The organism is Chromatiales bacterium (genome assembly GCA_020445605.1).
Taxonomy (GTDB): Bacteria; Pseudomonadota; Gammaproteobacteria; order JAGRGH01; family JAGRGH01; genus JAGRGH01.
Map to the genome: position 1 here is coordinate 166,492 of JAGRGH010000032.1, position 20,494 is coordinate 186,985.

The 20,494-nt window shown below is 66.3% G+C and carries 21 protein-coding genes; 9 read left to right on the top strand and 12 right to left on the bottom strand.

Annotated elements, in window-relative coordinates:
* Window positions 1-38 precede the first annotated feature (38 nt).
* Both mnmE and KDG50_06610 read left to right on the top strand, forming a co-directional pair.
* Window positions 39-1,382, top strand: a complete 1,344-nt coding sequence (mnmE, locus tag KDG50_06605) for a tRNA uridine-5-carboxymethylaminomethyl(34) synthesis GTPase MnmE (GenBank protein MCB1865083.1) — start codon at window positions 39-41, stop codon at window positions 1,380-1,382.
* Window positions 1,383-1,599: 217 nt separating this feature from the next.
* Entirely contained in the window at window positions 1,600-1,872 is a 273-nt protein-coding gene (locus tag KDG50_06610) for an RNA-binding protein (protein MCB1865084.1), read from the top strand.
* Between the two features lie 78 nt (window positions 1,873-1,950).
* On the opposite strand, the gene KDG50_06615 is transcribed toward KDG50_06610, so the two are convergent.
* The 4 genes from KDG50_06615 to KDG50_06630 are packed head-to-tail and all read right to left on the bottom strand — an operon-like array spanning window position 1,951 to window position 6,292.
* Window positions 1,951-3,933, bottom strand: coding sequence for a DUF3488 domain-containing transglutaminase family protein (locus tag KDG50_06615; GenBank protein ID MCB1865085.1), 1,983 nt, complete (start codon window positions 3,931-3,933; stop codon window positions 1,951-1,953).
* Window positions 3,923-4,870 (bottom strand): DUF58 domain-containing protein, encoded by a 948-nt coding sequence (locus KDG50_06620; GenBank protein MCB1865086.1) that lies wholly within the window; start codon window positions 4,868-4,870, stop codon window positions 3,923-3,925. Before KDG50_06620 ends, KDG50_06615 begins: the two co-directional genes overlap by 11 nt.
* A 1-nt stretch (window position 4,871) precedes the next feature.
* Window positions 4,872-5,819, bottom strand: a complete 948-nt coding sequence (locus KDG50_06625; protein MCB1865087.1) for an AAA family ATPase — start codon at window positions 5,817-5,819, stop codon at window positions 4,872-4,874.
* Window positions 5,820-5,821: 2 nt separating this feature from the next.
* Window positions 5,822-6,292: a paraquat-inducible protein A gene (locus KDG50_06630; protein ID MCB1865088.1), complete on the bottom strand. Its 471-nt coding sequence runs from the start codon at window positions 6,290-6,292 to the stop codon at window positions 5,822-5,824.
* Between the two features lie 129 nt (window positions 6,293-6,421).
* On the opposite strand from KDG50_06630, the gene KDG50_06635 reads away from it, so the two are divergent.
* Window positions 6,422-6,805 (top strand): HU family DNA-binding protein, encoded by a 384-nt coding sequence (locus tag KDG50_06635; protein MCB1865089.1) that lies wholly within the window; start codon window positions 6,422-6,424, stop codon window positions 6,803-6,805.
* Window positions 6,806-6,904: 99 nt separating this feature from the next.
* On the opposite strand, the gene KDG50_06640 is transcribed toward KDG50_06635, so the two are convergent.
* Window positions 6,905-7,462: an ABC transporter substrate-binding protein gene (locus KDG50_06640; protein MCB1865090.1), complete on the bottom strand. Its 558-nt coding sequence runs from the start codon at window positions 7,460-7,462 to the stop codon at window positions 6,905-6,907.
* A 170-nt stretch (window positions 7,463-7,632) separates the two neighbouring features.
* Between KDG50_06640 and KDG50_06645 the strand changes: the two genes are divergently transcribed.
* Window positions 7,633-8,052: a hypothetical protein gene (locus tag KDG50_06645; GenBank protein MCB1865091.1), complete on the top strand. Its 420-nt coding sequence runs from the start codon at window positions 7,633-7,635 to the stop codon at window positions 8,050-8,052.
* A 166-nt stretch (window positions 8,053-8,218) separates the two neighbouring features.
* Here the strand turns inward: KDG50_06645 and KDG50_06650 are convergent, their stop codons facing one another.
* From KDG50_06650 to KDG50_06660, 3 genes are read right to left on the bottom strand one after another with little or no spacing between them, the layout of a single operon-like run.
* Window positions 8,219-10,105: an MFS transporter gene (locus tag KDG50_06650; protein MCB1865092.1), complete on the bottom strand. Its 1,887-nt coding sequence runs from the start codon at window positions 10,103-10,105 to the stop codon at window positions 8,219-8,221.
* Window positions 10,102-10,674, bottom strand: a complete 573-nt coding sequence (locus KDG50_06655) for an NUDIX hydrolase (protein ID MCB1865093.1) — start codon at window positions 10,672-10,674, stop codon at window positions 10,102-10,104. The genes KDG50_06650 and KDG50_06655 overlap by 4 nt, the downstream gene beginning before the upstream one ends.
* A gap of 4 nt (window positions 10,675-10,678) precedes the next feature.
* Window positions 10,679-11,770: a ferrochelatase gene (locus KDG50_06660; protein ID MCB1865094.1), complete on the bottom strand. Its 1,092-nt coding sequence runs from the start codon at window positions 11,768-11,770 to the stop codon at window positions 10,679-10,681.
* A 144-nt stretch (window positions 11,771-11,914) separates the two neighbouring features.
* On the opposite strand from KDG50_06660, the gene KDG50_06665 reads away from it, so the two are divergent.
* From KDG50_06665 to KDG50_06680, 4 genes are all read left to right on the top strand, one after another.
* Window positions 11,915-12,412, top strand: coding sequence for a gamma-glutamylcyclotransferase (locus tag KDG50_06665; GenBank protein MCB1865095.1), 498 nt, complete (start codon window positions 11,915-11,917; stop codon window positions 12,410-12,412).
* A gap of 183 nt (window positions 12,413-12,595) precedes the next feature.
* On the top strand, window positions 12,596-13,123 hold the full coding sequence (locus KDG50_06670) for a midcut-by-XrtH protein (GenBank protein MCB1865096.1): 528 nt from the start codon (window positions 12,596-12,598) through the stop codon (window positions 13,121-13,123).
* Window positions 13,124-13,303: 180 nt separating this feature from the next.
* Window positions 13,304-14,194, top strand: a complete 891-nt coding sequence (locus KDG50_06675; GenBank protein ID MCB1865097.1) for a DUF3365 domain-containing protein — start codon at window positions 13,304-13,306, stop codon at window positions 14,192-14,194.
* A complete protein-coding gene (locus KDG50_06680) occupies window positions 14,191-15,555 on the top strand; it encodes a serine/threonine protein kinase (GenBank protein MCB1865098.1) in 1,365 nt (454 codons plus the stop codon). Before KDG50_06675 ends, KDG50_06680 begins: the two co-directional genes overlap by 4 nt.
* 53 nt (window positions 15,556-15,608) lie before the next feature.
* Here the strand turns inward: KDG50_06680 and KDG50_06685 are convergent, their stop codons facing one another.
* The 3 genes from KDG50_06685 to KDG50_06695 form a co-directional block, all read right to left on the bottom strand.
* Window positions 15,609-16,535: a GGDEF domain-containing protein gene (locus KDG50_06685; protein MCB1865099.1), complete on the bottom strand. Its 927-nt coding sequence runs from the start codon at window positions 16,533-16,535 to the stop codon at window positions 15,609-15,611.
* Between the two features lie 269 nt (window positions 16,536-16,804).
* A complete protein-coding gene (gene nhaA / locus KDG50_06690) occupies window positions 16,805-18,148 on the bottom strand; it encodes a Na+/H+ antiporter NhaA (GenBank protein ID MCB1865100.1) in 1,344 nt (447 codons plus the stop codon).
* Window positions 18,149-18,173: 25 nt separating this feature from the next.
* The gene (locus KDG50_06695; protein ID MCB1865101.1) at window positions 18,174-18,593 is read right to left on the bottom strand and encodes a rhodanese-like domain-containing protein; all 420 of its coding nucleotides are present in this window, start codon (window positions 18,591-18,593) and stop codon (window positions 18,174-18,176) included.
* Between the two features lie 137 nt (window positions 18,594-18,730).
* Between KDG50_06695 and KDG50_06700 the strand changes: the two genes are divergently transcribed.
* Window positions 18,731-19,483, top strand: coding sequence for a sulfite exporter TauE/SafE family protein (locus KDG50_06700; GenBank protein MCB1865102.1), 753 nt, complete (start codon window positions 18,731-18,733; stop codon window positions 19,481-19,483).
* A 103-nt stretch (window positions 19,484-19,586) separates the two neighbouring features.
* On the opposite strand, the gene KDG50_06705 is transcribed toward KDG50_06700, so the two are convergent.
* Window positions 19,587-20,474 carry a DMT family transporter gene (locus KDG50_06705; protein MCB1865103.1) on the bottom strand — a complete coding sequence of 296 codons (888 nt, stop codon included), beginning with the start codon at window positions 20,472-20,474 and terminating at the stop codon, window positions 19,587-19,589.
* Window positions 20,475-20,494: the final 20 nt, after the last annotated feature.

The following is a 20,494-nucleotide window of genomic DNA, read 5'->3' on the forward strand; positions in this document are numbered from 1 at the left end:
CCGGGTGATGGTTCGCAGGCCGAATCGTCACAGCGACCATGTCGCCGCGTGACACGATCGCGGCGGTAGCGACCGCGAGCGGTCGCGGCGCCATCGCGATCGTCCGCGTTTCCGGCCCCGCAGTTTCGGGCATCGCCGGGCAGCTTTTCACGCAACCGATCCCAGTCGGACGATTTTCGCTCGCCACGGCGCGATCGGCCTCTGGCGAATCCATCGATCGCGGCCTCGCCCTGCTGTTCAGGGCGCCGCGCTCGTTTACCGGCGAAGATGTTCTCGAGTTTCACGGCCACGGCGGCAGTGTCGTCTGTGACGCGATCATCGAACGTGTGCTTGAACTGGGCGCGCGTCTCGCAGAGCCCGGTGAGTTCACGCTGCGCGCGTTCGAGAACGGCAAGCTCGATCTTGCACAGGCCGAGGCGGTCGCCGATCTGATCGATGCCGGCAGCCGCCGCGCCGCACGTGCGGCGATGCGTTCGCTGGACGGTGAATTCTCGCGCCGCATCCAGGCACTGGCCGACGAGCTGCTGAACCTGCGCGTGTGGATCGAGGCCGGGATCGACTTCAGCGAAGAAGACATTGATTTCATTGCGCGCGGTGAAGTTCAGGCGCGTGTGGTTGCCATCTCCACACAGATCGACGCGATACTCGTAACGGCTGGTACGGGGCGCGCCCTGCGCGAAGGGCTGAGCATCGTGCTTGCGGGTCGGCCGAACGCCGGCAAGTCCACACTGCTGAACACGCTTGCGGGTACCGATGCCGCGATCGTGACCGATACGCCCGGAACGACCCGCGACCTGCTGCGCGAGCAGATCGATCTGGACGGCGTGCCGCTCACCGTGATCGACACGGCAGGCCTGCGCGCGTCCGAGAACGGCATCGAACGAATCGGCGTGGAACGCGCATTGGCGGCCGTCGAACGGGCCGATTATCTGCTCTGGATCAGCGACGATTCAGACCCGGAGTCCGCCCCCGAAGCAGACCTGGAACGTTGGCGACTCGGCGCGGCCGCACGGGTGATTGTTCACAACAAGATCGATCGTAGTGGCCGGCAGTCCGGGCGGGTGCTATCGACGGACCCGGAGTTCGCGGTTTCGTGTTCGACGGGTGCTGGACTGGCTGCACTGCGGGCCGGCCTGCGTGAACTTGCCGGAGACACCGGCGAGGCTGGCGCGTTCATCGCACGTCGCCGGCATCTGGATGCGCTTCGGCGCGCGCAGTCCGAACTGGCCGCTGCCGCGAGCCATCTCACCGCGGGTGATGCCCCGGAACTTGCCGCCGAGGCGCTGCGATTGAGCCACGCTGCGCTGGGGGAGATTACGGGCCGGGTAAGCTCCGATCAGCTGCTCGGCGAGATCTTTTCCGGCTTTTGCATCGGAAAATAGGCAAATTTGCCCCTGGAAAGCCGAAAAATGTCGACTTTTCGCGGGTTTAGGTCTATTGTTTTGCGCGGCGTGACGCCCGGAACCGCCTGAGCTTCAGGCGACGCGGCGCACCCAGGCCTGTTGCGCGGCCTTGCCAAGCGCAATGTCTAACGACCGTATGCGACCCGGCGGTCGGGCGACCAAGTATTGACGGGTCATGAATGTGAGATCTGCCTGAATGAATATCTATGTGGGAAATCTGGCGTACGCCGTCACCAATGACGACCTCCGCGATGCGTTCGCGAAGTTCGGTTCGGTTAGCAACGCCACCGTCATCATGGACCGGGCAACCGGTCGCTCGAAGGGATTCGGGTTCGTGGAAATGCCGAACGACAACGAAGGTCGCGCGGCTTTGCAGGGGCTGAACGACCAACCGATCAAGGGCCGCAACATTCGCGTGAATGAAGCACGTCCGCGTCCCGCGCGCCCGCCGCGTCGCGCAGAATACTGATCGCTGCGCATCGGCAGGCTGTCTCATGACAGCCTGCCGATCCGGGGCCTAGCGCCCCGGTTTCCGCCAGAACAAGAATCAGTCGATTCGGCGCCGCAGCCCGCGGCGCAGGTCCTTGAGCGCAATTCGCATGCGCAGCAGTCCAGCGGACGGCTCTGCGTCGGCATAGCGCACCGCGTTGTACGCGGCTGCGAACCGGCGCGCGGCGTCGGCGCACCACGGTGCAGCGACTGCGGCCCGCTCCCCGAGCGTAGCCATCCCGTCACCACGCGCGGTGCTGACGCCGATTCGTGCCAGTATTCGCTCGAAGCGCTCGCGTTCCCGACTCAGACGTGACCGCGCGGCCCCTGGCCGGCGGGCAAACCACGCGAATACCGCCGTCGCAATGATCACCGCGACGATCGCCACGGCCGGCAGCCAGCGAATGCCGAGCCGGCCCAGTCCGAGGGCGCCGAGCATCTCACGTTGCCGGTCGCGGTCGTAGCCGATCACCCAGTGCGACCAGTGATGCTGTAGCGCGTCACCGAACTCACGCACGCCACGCCACAACGCGACCAGCCCGCCGAGGTCGCCGAGATCGAAACGCACGATATCCGCGCCGACCGAACTGCCGAGATCGATTGCGCGCTCCACGCGTTCGGGTGCGACGGCCGCGGTCGGATCGACCCGCAGCCAGCCGGCGTGGTCCAGGTAGACCTCGACCCAGGCGTGGGCGTCGGCCTGCCGCACTCTGAGGTATCCGCCGACGGCGTTGCGGACACCGCCCTGGTATCCGCCCACAACGCGGGCCGGAATCCCGGCGGCGCGCATCAGGACCGCGAACGCCGAGGCATAGTGTTCGCAGAACCCGCGCCGGGTCTCGAACAGGAAGGCCGCAGTCGGATCGCCGGTGATCCGTGGCGGATTCAGGGTGTAGAAAAACGCCTCGTCGCGGAAGTGGGCCAGACCCTGGATCACCAGGGCACGGTCGTCCGCGCCCGCTTGCGCCCGCCAGTCCTGCGCCAATGCCAAAACCGCGGGCTCAATCCTGCGCAACGCCAGGAGCCGTTCGCGTTCATTGCGATCGAGTGGCTCGGCTCGGATCACTTCCGCCGAGCGCATGCGATAGCGGCGTCGTTCCTCGATCGGTCGGCTGGCGCGCAGCTGGCCCCCGGCGATCAGTTCGGTTTCGGCCGGCGCCTCGAGCGGGCGGTCCAGCGCGAATACTTCGCGCTGGCGGGTCGGCTCCAGCGTCAGGGTGTATTCGATACTGCCACCGACCGGCACCGGCCGCGCCGGGGGCCCTGTCGCGGTCAGCCCGCGCGACCAGGCCAGCCCGTCAAATTCTGAAAATACGGGCCCCCGCCAGTAGAGGTTCTGCTGATCGGGCGGGGGACCATCGAACTCAACGCGAAACGCGGTCGATTCATCCAGCGCGAGCTCGGCGATCTGTCCGGGACGAATCTGCTCGCCGATCCCGGTCACGGCCTTCTCGCCCTGGATCTGCAGCGCCCAGAGCGGCGCCAGCCGTGGTACCAGCAAGAACAGCAGGGCTGCGACCGGCAGCGCCTGTGCCAGCATCACGAATGCCGTACGCGCGAGCTGGCGCGGCCCGGCAGGCGTCGCGCGCTCGTTTTGCAGCAGCGAGGCCACGAGCCCGGCCAGCACGGCCGCCGCCCAGAGCACATCGCCGAACCGCTGCGCGAACAGAAATTGTGTCGCGACGAGGAACACGCCCAGATACACCAGCATCAGTGCATCGCGTCGCGTGTCGAGCTCGAGCAGCTTCAGGCCGAACATGGTGACCAACAGGGCCGTGCCGGCGTCGCGTCCGAGCACCGAGCGATAGCTGACGAAAACGGTCGCGACTGCGACGACGACCAGCGTCCCGAGCACCCAGCGCGGCGGACGCAGCCCGGTCCAGCGTACGGCCAGTGCGCGCCAGCCAAGCGCGCCTGCGGCGATGCCGGCGACCGGCGGCTCCAGTCGCCACAGGTGCGGCGCGGCGGCCGCGGCCAGCAGCGCGCACAGCCACAGCACGAAGCCCGGCTGCAGGCGGCGCGCAGCGAGTTCAGATGCCATCGGGGTACAACGCCATGGCCCCCAGACAGCGGTCGCGATGGCGGTCACCGTGATCTGCCTCGACGTGCAGCGTGCCCAGTGCGAGCGCGTAGTCCTGGCCCGCGCGCTCGGCGTCGGTCAGCCATCGGGCCATCCGGCTCAGTCCGGCCTCGAGTTCCAGGTCTGCCGGCAGACTGATGGCAAGTCGGTTGGCCGAACCGCCGGCGAATGACTTGGTCTGCCAGGGGCCGCCCCGGGCGACCGCCTTCCAGTGCACCCGCCGGTGCGGATCGCCGTCGCGGTAGCCGCGCACGCCGTCGAATTCCTCGTCACCGCTGCCGCGACCGCTGAGTCGCAGGCCGTGGTCCGGCTCACCCGGGGGGGGTGGTACCGACCCGGTCTCGATGCGTGGATAGACCAGCGTGTGCGCGTCGCTGAGCACGCGGGTCCAGGCGCGCAGAAGGCCCAGCGGATAGCGCGACTCGATCAGGAGCTCGCCGGGCTGAAAGCGACCCCGACGCTGCGCATCGACCACGAGCGCGATATCGCAGACCTGATCGCGTTCCAGGTCAAGACAATGCACCGCGCCGCTCAGTGACAGGCACAGACCATTGCGCGCCCGGTGGCCGCCCTCGAGTCGCACCGGCTGCTCGAGCAATTCTCCGACATGCGCCGGAGTGGCGGCCCGCAGGCGCGCGCCCAGCCCGACCAGGTTGCGCTGGGTCTGCACCATGGCGTTCAGCCCTACGCCACACAGCACAAAGGTCAGCAGATAGGCGAGGTTGTTGCGGTAGTTCACCGCACCCGCGAACATCAGCGCGAGCAGCCCGGCGAACAGATACCCGTAGCGGGTCGGCAGGATGTAGACGTGCCGTCGGTCGACCGTCACGCCGGCGCCGGTGTCGTGCAGCGGTCGTGCGATCTGCGCCCAGCGCGCGCGCAGCCGGGCGAGAATCATCTCAGGGGATCGGCGTCGTTGTGACGATTTCGCCAACCCGCGCCGCCGTCTCCGCCCCGGCGTCGAGCCGGTGGGTGGCCACGGCCGGAAAGACCGCCTGCACATCTTCGGGCAGCACGTGACCGCGCGCTTCAACCAGCGCGTAGGCGCGCGCGGCACTCAGCAGGCCCTGGCCGGCGCGCGGCGATAGCCCGTGCCGGAACAGCCCCGGCGCCCGGCTTGCCGCGAGCAGCGCCTGGACATAGTCGAGCAGCGCTTCACTGACGCGTACCGCGGCCGCGGTGTGCTGAAGCGATCGAATGGTTGCCGCGTCCAGCACGGGCTCGTGCTCCAGCAGGGCCACCCGCCGGTCGCCCGATGCGAGCAGCCGGCGCTCGGTGGCCGCATCCGGCAGGCCGAGCGAGATCTGCATCAGGAACCGGTCGAGCTGTGATTCGGGCAGTGGATAAACGCCGATCTGCTCGGCCGGGTTACGGGTCGCGATCACAAAGAACGGCTTTGGCAATGCATGGGTTTCGCCATCGCTCGTGATCTGCCGTTCCTCCATCGCCTCGAGCAGGGCGCTCTGAGTCTTCGCGGTGGCGCGATTGATCTCGTCGGCCAGCACGACCTGCGCGAAGATCGGCCCGGGATGAAAGCGGAAAGCGCTGGCCGCCGACTCGTATACCGAGACCCCGATGATGTCGGTTGGCAGGAGGTCGGCCGTGAACTGCACGCGCCGATGGCTCAGACCGCTCAGATGCGCAAGCGTGTTCGCGAGTGTCGTCTTGCCGGTGCCCGGCAGGTCATCGACCAGCAGGTGCCCACCGGCAATCATGCACGCGGTGGCCAGCCGCAGCTCATGCGGTTTGCCGAGCACGATTTCGCCAGCGGCGCTCAGCAGCAGAGCCAGTCGCTCACCGGCCGCGTGCGCCGTCGCAATGCCCGTGTTCTCTGTTGCGGCCCGCATGTTCATTTCCTGTGTACCCGCGTTCCAAGCAAAAGCATGACCAGAACGGCCGCGCCGAATGCGTACAGTCCAGGCCGGGGTTCTACGCTCGCCAGCACGCCGGTCTTGGCGGACACCAGGATCACGGCAACGACAAAGACATCCAGCATCGACCACCGCCCGATACGTTCAGCGAGCGCCGATGCGCGACGCAGACTCGATTGCGGCGCTGACACCATCGCACCGCCAAGCGCGGCGAGCTTGAACACCGGCAGCGCGACGCTGAACAACGCGATCGCGACCGAAAGCATCTGTTCACCACCGATCCACAGATCGGCTATCGCACTGAACATGCTCACATCATCGTTGAACACCAACAGCTGCGAGACCCGTGCGAGCGGCAACAGGTAACCGGCGGCGAGCAACCCGGCGGCCACGAACCACAACAGTGTGTTGACTCGCGACGGTCCGGAAAGTGCCGGCTCAGCAATCAAGGTTGGTTCCGATTCCATGGGAATTCATTGCAAAAGCACGTGAATGTGCCAATTTTAGCTGCAAAAAACCGGGGAAATGTGTAAGCTTCGCGCCGGAATTTCCCAAACCACCCCCAATGGAGCGATACCATGGCGGCAAAGAAAAAATCCGCGGCCAAAAAAAAGGCGGCGGCCACCAAGGCGGCACCGGCCGCCAAAGCAATCACCCAGAAGATGACCCGTACGCAGATTCTGCAGGCCATCGCCGATGAAACCGGACTGAACCGCAAGCAGGTCGGCGCGGTGTTCGAGTCCTTGAGTGGTCTGGTCGAGCGCAACCTGCGTCCGCGCGGCTCCGGCGAACTGACGATTCCGTTCAACGGCATGAAGGTCCGCCGTGTGCGCCGCCCGGCGCAGAAGGCCCGCATGGGTCGCAATCCGGCCACCGGCGAAGCCGTGAAGATTGCCGCGAAACCGGCACGCACGGTTGTGAAGGTCACCGCGCTGAAGATGCTCAAGGACAAGGCCGGCTGAACCAATAGCTTGCTGAAGCCCAAATAAAAAAGGCGGTCTTTTGACCGCCTTTTTTGTTTCGCGGACCGTGATTCATCCGCACACCATCCGCGGCATGAATCAACGATAGCCGTAGGTCTGCTGTGACATGCGCATCTGCCGGCGCAGCATGCCGCGGTAATACACGAGCGCGCTCGTACCGCTGGCAACCACGTCAAAGATCTTCCAGCCCGAATCTCCGCGGTAGAAGCGGAAGTCGACACTCATCGGGATCGCGTTCGGCCGGATGATCCATGCACGAACAACGGATTCCTTGTCGCCACGCAGACGCGGTTCCGACAGGCGGACCTGCGCATCGCGGTAGCCGACCAGTGCCTGGGCGAGCGTCGAAAGCAGGTGTCCCTCAATCACCTGGACGACGGAGCTGACGGCCTCCGGCGGCATCTGCCGGCCCATCGGGCCCAGTGCCCAGTCGGCCATGTATTCAAAGTCGAACGACGGCGCGATCTCCTGATCGAGGAACCGCATCGCGGCCTCCCGGTTCTGGGCGCCGCCGCCGCGGACAAAACTGGTCAGCCGGTCGATGCCGTCCTGCAGGACGGCGGTCGGGTCGCCGCCGGTCGCACCGGCCGGGGCCGTAAAAGCGAGGCAGGCCAGCGAAAGGGCCAAATTACGCAAGGTTCTCATCATCGGGTAGTCTCCAGGCGGTCGGTTCAGGACGCTGCGCAGCTTGCCCGTTGCGCGCGGTCGCCGCAACAACACCGGGAAACAAACCGGGGGCTCGTCGGGTCCGGAACCGCTGATCGGCGCGGGTATAATGGCGCGTCAATCCTGCACTGGAAGCCCCCATGGCGAACGTAAAATTCGGCTGGTCCAACGCCTTCGTGCGCCTGATCCTGGCACTGCTGCTGGTGTTTGCGACCTACAACCCCGAGGGCCACTCGTTCTACCACTGGGCGATCGCGCCGCCCATGGAGATCACGGCCATCAAGGTGTTCGTGTTCGTCGCCCTGCTGATTGGCTGGGTGATCCTGCTGCGCGCGACCCTGCGTTCACTCGGCCCGGTCGGCATGGTCCTCGCGATTGCGTTTTTCGGCACCCTGGCCTGGCTGTTTCTCGACTGGATGAATCTCGATCCGGGCAACACACGGATCATGACGTACGTCATCGAGCTGTGCCTGGCGCTGGTGCTGGCCGCCGGTGTGTCCTGGTCGCATGTGCGCCGGCGCATCTCCGGGCAGCTCGATATCGACGATGTCGAAACCTGAACCAACCATGACTATGGAAGCCCTGATCAGTCCGTCCAGGATTGCCAGAGCGACGAAAGCGAAAAAGCGCGGCTGTTCGTTTTCTTTTACTTTGAACGGCTTGCAGCCGCCGAAAATGCCAGCACCTTCATGTGCCGCGGGAAACTCTGAACTCTTCAGAGTTTCCCTAGCGAACTTCACCGCGTAGTTCGCGCACGGTCGATTCGAGCGTCGCTACGGTAAGGCCGGCACCGGGCAGCGGTGGGCCGGCGATGAGCTCGACGCGGGCCCACAGCTTGCGTGGTCCGCCGCGGAACAGCCCGCCGTGGCTGCGCGAGAACAGACTCCCCCACAGCCCGCGCAGGGCCATCGGAACGACCGGGACGGCGCGTCGTGCGAGCGCGCGTTCGATACCCGGCCGAAACTCGCCGATCTCACCATCCGCCGTGAGACGGCCTTCGGGGAAGATGCAGACGATCTCGCCTGCGGCAAGCGCCGCGTCGATTCGATCGAACGCCGTGTTGTAGAGAATTTCGTCTTCGCGTCTGCCCGCGATGGGAATCGCGCCCGCCGCGCGAAACAGATAACTCAGCACCGGCGTGCTGAAAATCTTGTAGTACATCACGAAGCGCACGGGTCGCCGTACGCAGGCACCGATGATCAGCGCGTCCACGTAGCTGACGTGATTGCATGCGAGCATCGCCGGTCCGTCGCTCGGAATGTGGCGGCTCAGCCCGTTCGTGCGGACGCGGTACAGCGCGTGCACGAGCAGCCAGCTCACCGCGCGCAGCGTGAACTCCGGCACCAGCATAAAGATGAAAACCGCCACGACGGCATTCATGACCGCGAGCAGACCGAACAGCTGCGGGATCGTGACGCCTGCGCCGAGCAGGCCGGCCGCCATGATCGAGGCGACCACCATCGCGGCGGCGTTCAGGATGGTGTTGCCGGCGATGGTGCGCGCGCGCGCGTCTTCCGGTGCGCGCGACTGCACCAGCGCGAACAGCGGCACGATGTAGAAACCGCCGAACGTACCGATCGCAACCAGATCGAATGCGACCCGCCAGCTTCCGGGGCGCGACAGGAACTCCCCGGCCCCGACCAGCGGACCACCATGCTGGGCATTGGCGGCGAACACCAGATCGAGACCGAAAACCGTGAGCCCCAGCGCACCGATCGGCACCAGTCCGATCTCCACGCGCCCGGCGGACAGGCGTTCACACGACAGCGATCCGATGCCGATGCCGACTGAAAACAGCGTCAGCAGCAGCGTTACCACGCGTTCGTCACCACCGAGCGTGTACTGGGTGTAGTTCGGCAGCTGGGTCAGATACACGACGCCGAGAAACCAGAACCACGACACGCCCATGATCGAAAGGAACACGCTGCGACCACGGCGGATCAGCCGCAGGTTTTCCCAAACGGCGGTGAAGGGATTGAAGTTCACGCGCAGGCCCGGCGCCGCTGCCGGCGCGGCCGGGATCGGCCGACTGGCGAGATAGCCGAGAATCGCGATCACAACGATGGCGGTCGCGACATACAGCCGGCCGCCCTCGCGTTCGGCGATCAGCATACCGCCCAGCATCGTGCCAAGAAGAATCGCCAGAAACGTGCCGGCCTGCACGAGTGCGTTGCCGCCGACCAGTTCGTTCTCGCGCAGATGCTGCGGCAGGATGCCGTACTTGATCGGCGCGAAGAACGTCGACTGCGCGCCCATCGCAAACAGCAGCACGATGAGGCCGGTCAGCGACTGGAACCAGAACGCCAGCGCCGCGGCGGACATGATGCCGATCTCGGCGAGCTTGATGTAACGGATCAGGCGCGCCTTGTCATGGCGCTCGGCGAGCTGACCGGCGCCGGCCGCGAACAGGAAAAACGGCAGGATGAAAAGCCCCGCGGCAACGTTCGTCAGGATGTTCGTGTCGGTGCGATCGAGCCCGGCCTGCTGATAAGCGATCAGGATGATCAGCGCGTTCTTGAAGACGTTGTCATTGAACGCACCAAGGAACTGCGTGAGAAAGTACGGGGCGAAGCGCCGCTGGCCGAGCAGGCGGAACTGCTGCCCCGCGCTCATTCGTGCATCTCGACCCGGAACCGCACGGCCTCGCCGGGGAGCCGGATCAGATTGCCGGAATGCAGCCGGAATCCGCCGCCGGCGCGATCGGCGAGATACAGCTTCAGGCTCTCGGCGACCACCGGAAACGCCATTTCATCCCAGGGCAGTTCGTCCGCGCTGAACAGTCGCGTCTCCAGGCTTTCGTCGCTGACATCGAAACCGGGCTGTGCCAGACGCGCGCGAAACAGCGTATAGACTTGGTTGATGTGCGGCAGATTGAAAAGCGTGAACAGCCGCAGATCATCGACGAGCGCGCGGGCCTCCTCCCAGGTCTCGCGCGCCGCGGCGTTCTGCGTGGACTCGCCGTTCTCCATGAATCCCGCAGGGACCGTCCACTTGCCGTAGCGCGGTTCGATGCCGCGTCTACACAGCAGGATCCGGCCCTCGACATCGATGATGCAGCCGGCGACGATCTTCGGGTTCTGGTAGTGAATCATTCCGCAGCTCGCGCAGACGAAGCGCTCGCGGTGATCGCCGGCCGGGATGCGCCGCTCGACGCCCTCGCCGCAGTGGCTGCAGAATCGCATCGTTCTAGCGGCTCGCGCCGATCGCCTTTGCCCGCGCGGCGCTGGCCGATCGCTCGTCTTCAGTCGGTCCGCTCGCGGGCCATCCGCCGAAGTGTCTGTTCACCAGCGCGGCGAGTGCCTCGATGTGGTCGGTCCGCGCGTTCAGCGCCGGGATGTAGCGGAACTCGCGCCCGCCGGCGCCGAGGAAATAGTCGCGGTTCTCCACGCCGATCTCCTCGAGCGTTTCAAGGCAGTCCGCGGAAAATCCCGGACAGACCACAGCGACCGAGCCGACACCGCTAGAGCCCCAGCCCTTCAGCGTTTCGTCGGTGTAGGGCTTCAGCCATTCCTTGGGCCCGAAGCGCGACTGGAAACTGACCGACCAGAAATCGTCGGCGAGGCCAAGCTTCTCGGCAACGAGGCGCGCGGTCTTCTGGCAATGACAGAAATACGGGTCGCCGGCATCGAAGTACTGGCGCGGGATGCCGTGAAACGAGAACAGCAGGCGATCCGGCCGGCCGTGCGCGGCGAACGCCTCACCGATCGAGCCTGCCAGCGCTGCGATGAAGCCGGGGTCGTCGTGATAGTTCGCGACGGTGCGAAGCTCCGGGACACGCCGCCAGGTCTTGAACACATCGAACACCGCGTCGAACACGCTGGCCGTGGTCGTCGCCGAGTACTGCGGGTACATCGGCAGCACCAGCACGCGAGCGCAGCCTGCGGCACGCAGGGCTTCCAGTCCGGCGCGAACGGAGGGTTCGCCGTAGCGCATCGCCAGCGCGACACGCAGCCGCTCGCCGGCGGGATCGAGCGCCTGCTGCAGGGCGGCCGCCTGGTCGGCGGAAATGGCCGCGAGCGGCGAGCCGCGATCGCTCCAGACCGACTGATAGGCGTGCGCCGAGCGCTTCGGACGGGTGCGCAGCACGATCCCGTGCAGCACCGGCAGCCACACCGCGCGCGGCGCCTCGATGATGCGGGTGTCGCTCAGGAACTCGGCCAGATAGCGGCGCAGGGCCCCCGGCGTGGGGGCCTCCGGCGTGCCGAGATTGACCATCAGCACGCCTGAGCGAACGGGGTCGTCGTGCCGGTATTCGGGTTCGGGCGCGTAGCGTGGCATGGTGAACAGGGCCTTGGCGGCGAGGGCTGGCATCGTGCCGCAGCGGGGCAGGGAACGCAAAGCCCGCCGGTGCTAGTCTTGCGGATCATGGACGACCAGCTGACCGAGCCTGATCAGGCGCGTCGCGACGCCGCCGCGGCCGCGGTGCTGGTGTTTGCCTACGGCTCGAATCTTTCCAGCGCCCGTCTGCGCCGGCGTGCACCGTCCGCGCAAGCGCTCACCACGGCGCGCCTGGACGGCTACCGGCTGGCGTTCCACAAGCCGGGTCTGGACGGCTCGGCGAAGTGCGACGCGCTGTATACCGGCGCCCATTCCGACACCGTGCACGGCGTGGTCTACCGGATCGACCCCGCGGACAAGCCCGCACTCGACACCGCTGAGTCGCTCGGCGTGGGATATGCCGAACACTGCGTGGAGGTGATTTCCCCGCAGGGCGAGTGGATCCGGGCGGGCATCTATCTCGCACTTCAGATCCAGCCCGGGCTGCGCCCGTTCGACTGGTACCGCGAGCACCTGCTGCGCGGCGCGCGCGAACACGGCCTTTCCCCGGCAGTGGTCCGCGGGCTTTCGGCGGTGCCCTGCGTGGTGGACCCCGACACTGAGCGACGCTCCCGGGAACTGGCGATCTATCGCGGCCCGTAGCAGGCGCCGCTCTCCACGCTTCCTGTCGTCCGCCCGATGCTGCGGCAAGCAGCGGCAACCGGCCGACCGCAACGAAATTGGCAATGCCCGCGCCCGGGCGTAAGCTTGTCCGGCCAATGCGGCGGCGCTATTGCGCGAGCCTCCGGCAGACCGCCACCGGACCATCACAGGAGCTTCGTCCCCATGGTTTCGATCCACAAACGCCTCGTCGACGCGTCGATTGCGCTGATCGGCTTCGGATTCTCCGCAGCAGCGACCGCCGGAGCACCGGTCATGGTCTACGGGCCGGCGGTGCCGACGGCGGTGCCCCTCATGGGCGGTGCCGGGCTGGTCCTGCTGGCCGGACTGCTCGCGGTGCTTGGCATGCGCCTGCATCGGCGCGGTGGCGGAGGCGCCACGCTGGCCGCCGTTCTCACCAGCGCCCTGGCACTGGCATCTGCCGGCACCGGCGTAAAGCTGGTTGATCAGGCCACTGCGATACCGGTCGCGACCGACCAGCTCGACCTCGCCGGTGGCGGCAGCGTGCCGGTCATTGGAAGCTTCTTGAACATCTACCAGAACACCTCGGGCGTGGCGCAGGTGATCAAGGACATCGCGCTGCCGGTGGTCTGTCCGACTTACCCAACTGGCGACCCTCTCGAATGCACCTTGGGTAAGGTCATCGCGTCGGAGGGTTTCTGCGAGATCGACTGCAGGGATGTCGAGGAATGATCTGGCTTCCTGCGCGCTGAACAAGGCCGCCTGCGGGCGGCTTTTTCATTCTGGCCGCCGCCCCTGTCGCGGCGGCGATTGAGCGAATCGCACGAGGTGTGGCGCCGCGCCACGCGGGCCGTGTCCTGCTAGGATTTGCCGCATCGATCGCCAAGCAACGGCCGCCGGAGGCTCGGGCAGATGAACCTGCGACTGAAATTCAACCTGATCCTGCTCGCCACCGGCCTCGTCGGCCTGACCGTGGCCGGCGTGTTCACCCATCGCCTGCTGCAGCAGCACGCCGAACAGGAGGTGCTCGAACAGGCGAACATGATGATGGAAAGCGCGCTGGCCGTGCGCAAGTACACGGTCGACGAACTGCGCCCGTTATTGCGCAAGGTCCCCGGCGACGAGTTTCTGCCACAGACCGTTCCGGCCTACGCGGCATCGCGCTATGTGGCCGCGCTGCAGAAAAACCACCCGGATTACGGCTACAAGGAGGCGGCGTTGAATCCGTCGAACCCGTCGAATCGCGCAACCGACTGGGAGGCCGACATCATCGAATGGTTTCGCACCCACCCGCAGGCCGACCAGCTGACCGGTGCGCGCGAGACACCGATCGGACCGTCGTTCTATTACAGCCGCCCGATCCGCATCACCGACGGCGCCTGCCTGAGCTGCCACGACCGCGCCGACAACGCCCCCAAGGCCGTGGTGGCCCGTTACGGCGCTGTCAACGGCTTCGGCTGGAAGATGAACGAGACGGTCGGCGCGCAGGTCGTTTCGGTGCCGCAGTCGCTGCCGTTCGAACGCGCACGGCAGGCGTTCTATCTGTTCATGGCGATGCTGGCGGGCGTGTTCGTGCTGGTCGGCGTGGTCATGAACGTGCTGCTGTCGCGGCTGGTCATCCGGCCCATCGAGGGCATGGCCCGGCACGCCGAGGAGCTCAGCCAGGGCAAGCTCGCCGGAGCCGAACTCAAGGTCCGCGGCAGTGACGAACTGGCCCAGCTCGGTCGCTCCATCAACCTCATGCAGCGCAGCCTCGGCAGCGCGATGGACATGCTCAACGAGACGCTCGGTCCGCGCCGGTGAATCTGCCGCAGCGGATCGGCAAATACCATGTGAAGTCCCTGCTCGGGCAGGGCGCGATGGGGATTGTCTATCTCGCGCATGACCCGGACATCGACCGCTCCGTCGCGATCAAGGTCCTGCATCCGCAGTACGACGATCCCGCCGAAGGCCGCGCGATGCAGGATCGCTTTCGCCGCGAGGCGCAGGCCGCGGCGCGCTGCCTGCACTCGAACATCGTCGCCGTGTTCGATCTCGGCGTCGACGCCGGGCGCAACTACATCGTCATGGAATACGTGCGCGGCGAGGCGTTGCGCTACTTCCTGAAAAACGATTACCGGTTCTCGCTCGGTGAGTCGCTGCACATCATCGCCCAGGTGCTGGAGGGGCTCGCGGTCGCGCACCGCTTCGGCGTCGTGCACCGGGACATCAAGCCCGCGAACATCATCCTGCTCGACAGCGGCGCGGTGAAGGTCGCGGATTTCGGTGTCGCGCGGGTCGCCGGCTCGGACCTCACGCTCGACGGCAACATGATCGGCACGCCGAGCTACATGAGCCCGGAAGGGCTGCGCGGTCAGACCGTCGACCAGCGTGCCGATCTCTACAGCGCCGGCATGGTGCTGCTGGAACTGCTGACCGGTGCGCGCCCCGTACCGCAGGACCTGTACACCCAGCCGGTGAGCGTCTTCGTCGACAACGCGCTCGGCGGCGAGCGTGGCCGCGTGCTGCCGCAGGGCGTCGGCGCCATGCTGCACCGGGCCCTGGCCGACCATCGCGAACAGCGTTATCCGGACGCGGCGACTTTCCTAGCCGCGCTGCGCCATGAGCAGGCCGAACTGACCACCCCCGAATCGGCCGAGACGACGCTCGCGGACACCGTCGTCAGCCGGCGGCCACTCGTGGCCCCGCAGCCGGTCGGCGAGCCGATGTTCGAGCTGCCGCCCGAGGTACTCGACAAGCTCGAACAGAGCCTGGTGAGCCACATCGGGCCGATGGCGAAGATGCTCATGCGCAAGACCGGCACCGGCACGCTGGACCCGGAAGCCTTCATCCAGTCGCTGGCCCAGCACATCAGCAATCCGCACGAGCGCGCGGAGTTTCTCGACAAGGCGCGCCGTTGTTTGCGCGAAGGCTGCGGGGGCAGCGTGTCATCGCTGCGCACCACGGCGACGGTCGGGACCAGCACCATGGCCGAGCAGCTGAGCCCGCAGCAGGTCGACCGGCTCGCGAACATCCTGGCCGGGTTCGTTGGGCCGGTGGCCTTGCAGCTCGTGCGCAAGCGTGCGCGCGAGACTGGCAATGCGGGGGATCTGCATCGGCTGCTCGCCTCGGCGATACCAAACCCAGACGAAAAGCGCCGGTTCTTGGGACTGGTCGGCGACTGAAGGACCGGTCGGTCTGGCGTTGCGGGCCGCGCCTGGTCAGCGCGGCGCGAACTTCAGCCGGTGCACACGCGGTTGCGGCCGGCGTGCTTGGCTGCGTAAAGCGCCTTGTCGGCGGTTGCGATGCCGGCATCCAGACCTTCGAGCGTATTGCCGGCACGCGCGCACATGCCGACCGAGATCGTCACCGCGAGCGGCGTTCCGCTCCATGCAATCTCCATGCTCTCGACCGCCGTGCGCAGCCGTTCGCAGGCCGTTTCGGCCCCGGCGCCGTCGAGATCCGGCAGTACAGCCATGAATTCCTCGCCGCCGTATCGCCCGAAGATGTCGGATTCGCGCATCTGGTCGGCGAGCATCTGCGCGACCAGCTTGATCACGTGATCGCCTGCGGGATGCCCGTGCGTGTCATTGATGCGCTTGAAGTGATCGATGTCGAGCATCGCGATGGCCAGCGCGCGACCCTCGCGTCGGCACTGGCCGTATAACAGCCCGGCGCGCTCGATCAGCGCGTTGCGGTTGGCGATGCCGGTCAGCGGGTCGGTCGTCGCGGCCTCCACCAGCGCGCGCTCATAGGCGAGTTCTTCGCGGTTGCGGTATTCGAGCCGGAAGATGTAGTCGCCGATCTGCAGGCGGGATTCGGTCCCGAGTCGCGCGCGCTGTATGGTGACGCCGTCGATCATGGTGCCGTTGGTGGATTCCAGATCTTCGACGACGATGCCTTCGGCCGTCAGGGACACGCGACAGTGTTCGCGCGAGGCCAGCCGGTCGTCGATCACCACGCCCACGTTGCGCCCGCGACCGATCACCAGCGGGGCGGCGCCGATCTCGAAATGCTGCTGATTGGCGGTCGGATAGGCGATGGTCAGAAACGGCGTGCTGCGACCCATGCGCGCGAGCCGGTTCGGTGCGGCACCGACCGTGGTGCCGCCTTCGCTGCCGCTGCGGATGTCGGTGTCCGTATCGGTTTCAGTCGAGTCGCTCACGCGTTGGGCCTGCCCCGGGGCGGTTTCACCTGCGGGTCGACCCGCACGAACCCGTTGATCTTAGGAAGCTCTGATTAATCCGTCCCGGATTGCCAGAGCGACAAAAACGAAAAAGTGTCATTTTTCGTTTTCTTTCATTTTCAACGTCTTACATCCGTTGAAAATGGCGACACTTCCCTGTGCCGCGGGAAGCTCTGAATTGTTCAGAGTTTCCCTTACCAAGCAGGGCAGCGGGGCCGGCGCGAACGGTGTCGAGCTTGCGCACCGGTTCAGGCGGGCCTGCTCACCAGTCGCAGCCACAGGAAGCCGCTGATGCCGGCGATCAGCGAGGCGGCGAGGATGCCGGTCTTGGCGACCACCAGCCGCGCCGCGTCGCCCGCGAACGCGAGTTCGGCGATGAAGATCGACATCGTAAAGCCGATGCCGGCGATCAGTGCGACGCCCATGACCTGCGCGAAGCTGACCCCGGCGCTGAGCTGACCGAAGCCGAGACGCACGGCGAGCCACACGGCCCCGGTAATGCCGAGGAACTTACCGAGCACCAGCCCAAGCACGATGCCGAGCGCGATCGGGTCGTGCAGCAGCTGGCCAAGGCTCGCGGCCTCGATCGGAACGCCGGCATTCGCCAGCGCGAAGATCGGCACGATCAGAAAGGCCACCGGCAGATGCAGGGTGTGCTCGAGCCGTTGTAACGGCGCCTCGACGTGATGCACGCCGTTTTCGAGCGCCTGCACCAGCGCGTACTGCTGCTGGTTGGCGAGCAGCGAGGTCTGGTTGCTGCACCCCGTCTTCATGCGGTCGAGCAGCTCGTCGACCTTTTCGATGAACTGTCGCGGCTCGTATTTTGGACGTGCGGGGATCGTCCAGGCGGTGAGAATGCCGGCCAGCGTCGCATGCACGCCGGATGCCAGCATCGCCAGCCACATCATGGTACCGAACACGAAATAGACCCACGGTCTGCGCACACCGCCGCGATTCAGGATCATCAGTGCGGCAAAGAGGATGCCGACCCAGGCGAGCGCCGTGAGATTCAGGTCGTGGGTATAGAACAGCGCGATCACGAGCACGCCACCGAGGTCATCGACGATGGCGAGCGCGAGCAGCATGGTCAGCAGCGGACGTGGGATGCGTGGTCCCAGCAGCACGAGTACGCCGACGGCGAAGGCGATGTCCGTCGCCATCGGCACGCCCCAGCCGGCGATGCCCGGTCCGCCCGCGTTGATCAGCGCGTAGATCCCCGCGGGGACGACCATGCCGCCGATGGCAGCCGCGATCGGCAGCGCCGCGCGGCGACGGTCGGCGAGTTCGCCGACCAGAAACTCGCGCTTGATTTCCAGACCGACGACGAAGAAGAACAGCGTCATCAGGCCGTCGTTGATCCAGTGGTGCAGGCTGTGGCTCAGCGACCAGGCGCCGATCGACAGGGTGATCGGCGTATGCAGGATGTGTGCGTAACTCTCGGCCCAGGGCGAGTTGGCGAGCACCAGGGCCAGAACGGCGCAGGCCATCAGGACCAGGCCGCCGGCGGTCTGGTCGTGGATGAACTCCTCGATCGGCGTGGTGACGCGGTCGAAGATGCGTTCGAGTCCGAAGGTGTCGTTGTTCACGGTCATGACGCGATGATCTCTGGCTTGCGGATCAGGGCTTGTGTACCGGATGGCCCTCGCGCATCCATGCGGTGATGCCGTCGCGAACGTTGAAGACCTGTTTATAGCCCAGCTGATCCATCAGGTAACGGCCGAGGACGTCGGTGCGGTTGCCGGTGCGACAGATCAGCGCGACCGGCCGATCGCGGGGTACTTCGCGCTGGAAACGGTCGAAGAACTCGGGACGAACTCGGCCGCTGGCGTCCGCGAAGGTCAGCAGTTCGCTGCCGGCGACCACGCCGGTCTGGCGCCATTCCTCGGGCCGACGGATGTCGTAGAGCACCACACCTTGCGCGACGAGTTGCTCGAGACCGGTGCTGTCGACGTTCACATACGGCGGCGGGTCGGCGCAGGCACCGAGTAACCCGGCGGCAAGCACCAGGATCGTCAGCCGAAAGTTGCGGAAAAGCATGGAACGACCGCGCAGCTTCGCTCTGGAAAGTGCCGCATTATGCCTGAGCCCGCGTCGGTGTTCGGGCCCTGGCATTGACAGCTCCGGCGCTGCGCCGCAGTGTGCGATTTTTGCGGCCGACCGGGGGCAATCCGGCGTTGGAACTCTGGCAGCTTGGCGTGCTTACGATCATGGGCGTGGTCTCGGGCTGGCTCAACGTGATGGCCGGCGGGGGGTCGCTGCTGACCGTGCCCGTGATGATTTTCATGGGGGTGCCGGCACCGGTCGCGAATGGCACCAACCGCATCGGCATCCTCACGCAGAACATCGCAGCGCTGACGAACTTTCGCCGCAAGGGACTGCGCGAGTGGCGGCTGGCGCTGAGCCTTTCCGCTGTCGCCTCGGTCGGCGCCGGCGCCGGGGCGCAGCTCGGTGTGCGATTCGACGGGCCATGGTTCAACGCGCTGCTGGCCTTGGTCATGCTCGCCGTGCTGGTGCTGATGATCACCGGCACGGGCACGAGGTCCACACCCGACGAGGCCGCGATACCACGCAGCAGGCTCGTCGCCGGTCACATCCTGATGCTCGGCGCCGGGTTCTGGGGCGGGCTCATCCAGATCGGCGTGGGCTTCATCCTGATCCCGATCCTCAACCGCGTGCTCGGCATGGGTCTGGTAAGGGTCAACTTCTACAAGGTGTTCATCATCCTGGTCTATACCGTCGTTGCGATGGTGGTGTACGCCACGCAGGTGCAGATCCTGTGGATCGCTGGCGCCTGTCTCGCCGCCGGTTCAGCGCTCGGCGGCTGGGTCGGCGCACACTCCACCGTGCGCCATGGAGAGCGCTGGATTCGCCCTGTGCTCTACACGACGCTGGTCGCGTTCATCATCAAGCTGGTCTGGCCGGAGTGATGCCAGAAGAGTGCTGATCAACCCGTTACGGATCGTCAGAGCGGCGGTACTTCACTGTGCCACGTGAGATCCTGGGTTGTTCAGGGTTTCTCCCGGGGCGGTGTCAGGGCGCCGGTCGATGCAGCGCTCTGCGGTCGCGCTGCGAAACCCACAGCCCGGCGCCGACAATCAACGCGGTGCCGGCCAGGAACGGTAGATCCAGCACGTCGTTGAAGAACACGGCGCTGTAGATCGCGGCCGCGACGAGCTGTGCATTCAGAAACGGCGCCAGCGTGCTGGCCGGCGCCAGATGAAACGCACGCACCAGCAGCAGGTGTCCGCCTGCGCCGAGCGCGCCGATGCCCACCAGCACGGCCCATTCCGCCGCAGTCGGGGCTTGCCAGCTCAATCCTGCGAGGATGCTGAGCAGCACGCTGCCGCCCAGTGTCGTGTGGAACAGCGTCGTGCGTTCGCTGTCGAGCCCGCGCAGCCTGCGCGTCAGCACGAAATACAGCGCCAGCGACACTGCTGCGACACAGGCGAGCCACAGCGCCGAATCGTGCTCACGAAAACCCGGCCTCACGATCACAAGCACGCCCGCGAAACCAAGGAAGACGGCGAGCCAGTGCCAGTGTCGTACGCGCTCACCGAGCATGGGCCCCGAAAGCACGGTGACCAGCACCGGTGCGAAGAACACGATTGCGGTCGCCTCGGCCAGCGAGCCGTTGCGGATCGCCGAATACAGGCTCAGCGTCACGCCGACCAGCGTCGCCCCACGCACGGTCTGGAGCACCGGATGGCGCGTGCGCACGAACGACCAGTTGCCGCGCCTTGCGAAGATCGCGCCGACCAGCAGCAGGTGGAAGAAGAATCGTGCCCAGACGACCTGCTCGGTCGGCAGAGACCGCATCAGGAACTTCGCGATCGTGTCCATGCCGGCAAGCACGAACGCGGCTAGCACCGTCGCGGCGATGCCGATGTAGAGGTCGCGATGGGCATGCGCGGCGGACATGGTGAACGCTTACGGTAGCA

Coding starts and splice junctions, on each gene's coding strand:
- mnmE (MCB1865083.1), top strand. CDS start 39: ATGTCGCCGCGTGACACGATCGCGGCGGTAGCGACCGCGAGCGGTCGC.
- KDG50_06610 (MCB1865084.1), top strand. CDS start 1,600: ATGAATATCTATGTGGGAAATCTGGCGTACGCCGTCACCAATGACGAC.
- KDG50_06615 (MCB1865085.1), bottom strand. CDS start 3,933: ATGGCATCTGAACTCGCTGCGCGCCGCCTGCAGCCGGGCTTCGTGCTG.
- KDG50_06620 (MCB1865086.1), bottom strand. CDS start 4,870: ATGATTCTCGCCCGGCTGCGCGCGCGCTGGGCGCAGATCGCACGACCG.
- KDG50_06625 (MCB1865087.1), bottom strand. CDS start 5,819: ATGCGGGCCGCAACAGAGAACACGGGCATTGCGACGGCGCACGCGGCC.
- KDG50_06635 (MCB1865089.1), top strand. CDS start 6,422: ATGGCGGCAAAGAAAAAATCCGCGGCCAAAAAAAAGGCGGCGGCCACC.
- KDG50_06645 (MCB1865091.1), top strand. CDS start 7,633: ATGGCGAACGTAAAATTCGGCTGGTCCAACGCCTTCGTGCGCCTGATC.
- KDG50_06650 (MCB1865092.1), bottom strand. CDS start 10,105: ATGAGCGCGGGGCAGCAGTTCCGCCTGCTCGGCCAGCGGCGCTTCGCC.
- KDG50_06655 (MCB1865093.1), bottom strand. CDS start 10,674: ATGCGATTCTGCAGCCACTGCGGCGAGGGCGTCGAGCGGCGCATCCCG.
- KDG50_06660 (MCB1865094.1), bottom strand. CDS start 11,770: ATGCCACGCTACGCGCCCGAACCCGAATACCGGCACGACGACCCCGTT.
- KDG50_06670 (MCB1865096.1), top strand. CDS start 12,596: ATGGTTTCGATCCACAAACGCCTCGTCGACGCGTCGATTGCGCTGATC.
- KDG50_06675 (MCB1865097.1), top strand. CDS start 13,304: ATGAACCTGCGACTGAAATTCAACCTGATCCTGCTCGCCACCGGCCTC.
- nhaA (MCB1865100.1), bottom strand. CDS start 18,148: ATGACCGTGAACAACGACACCTTCGGACTCGAACGCATCTTCGACCGC.
- KDG50_06695 (MCB1865101.1), bottom strand. CDS start 18,593: ATGCTTTTCCGCAACTTTCGGCTGACGATCCTGGTGCTTGCCGCCGGG.
- KDG50_06705 (MCB1865103.1), bottom strand. CDS start 20,474: ATGTCCGCCGCGCATGCCCATCGCGACCTCTACATCGGCATCGCCGCG.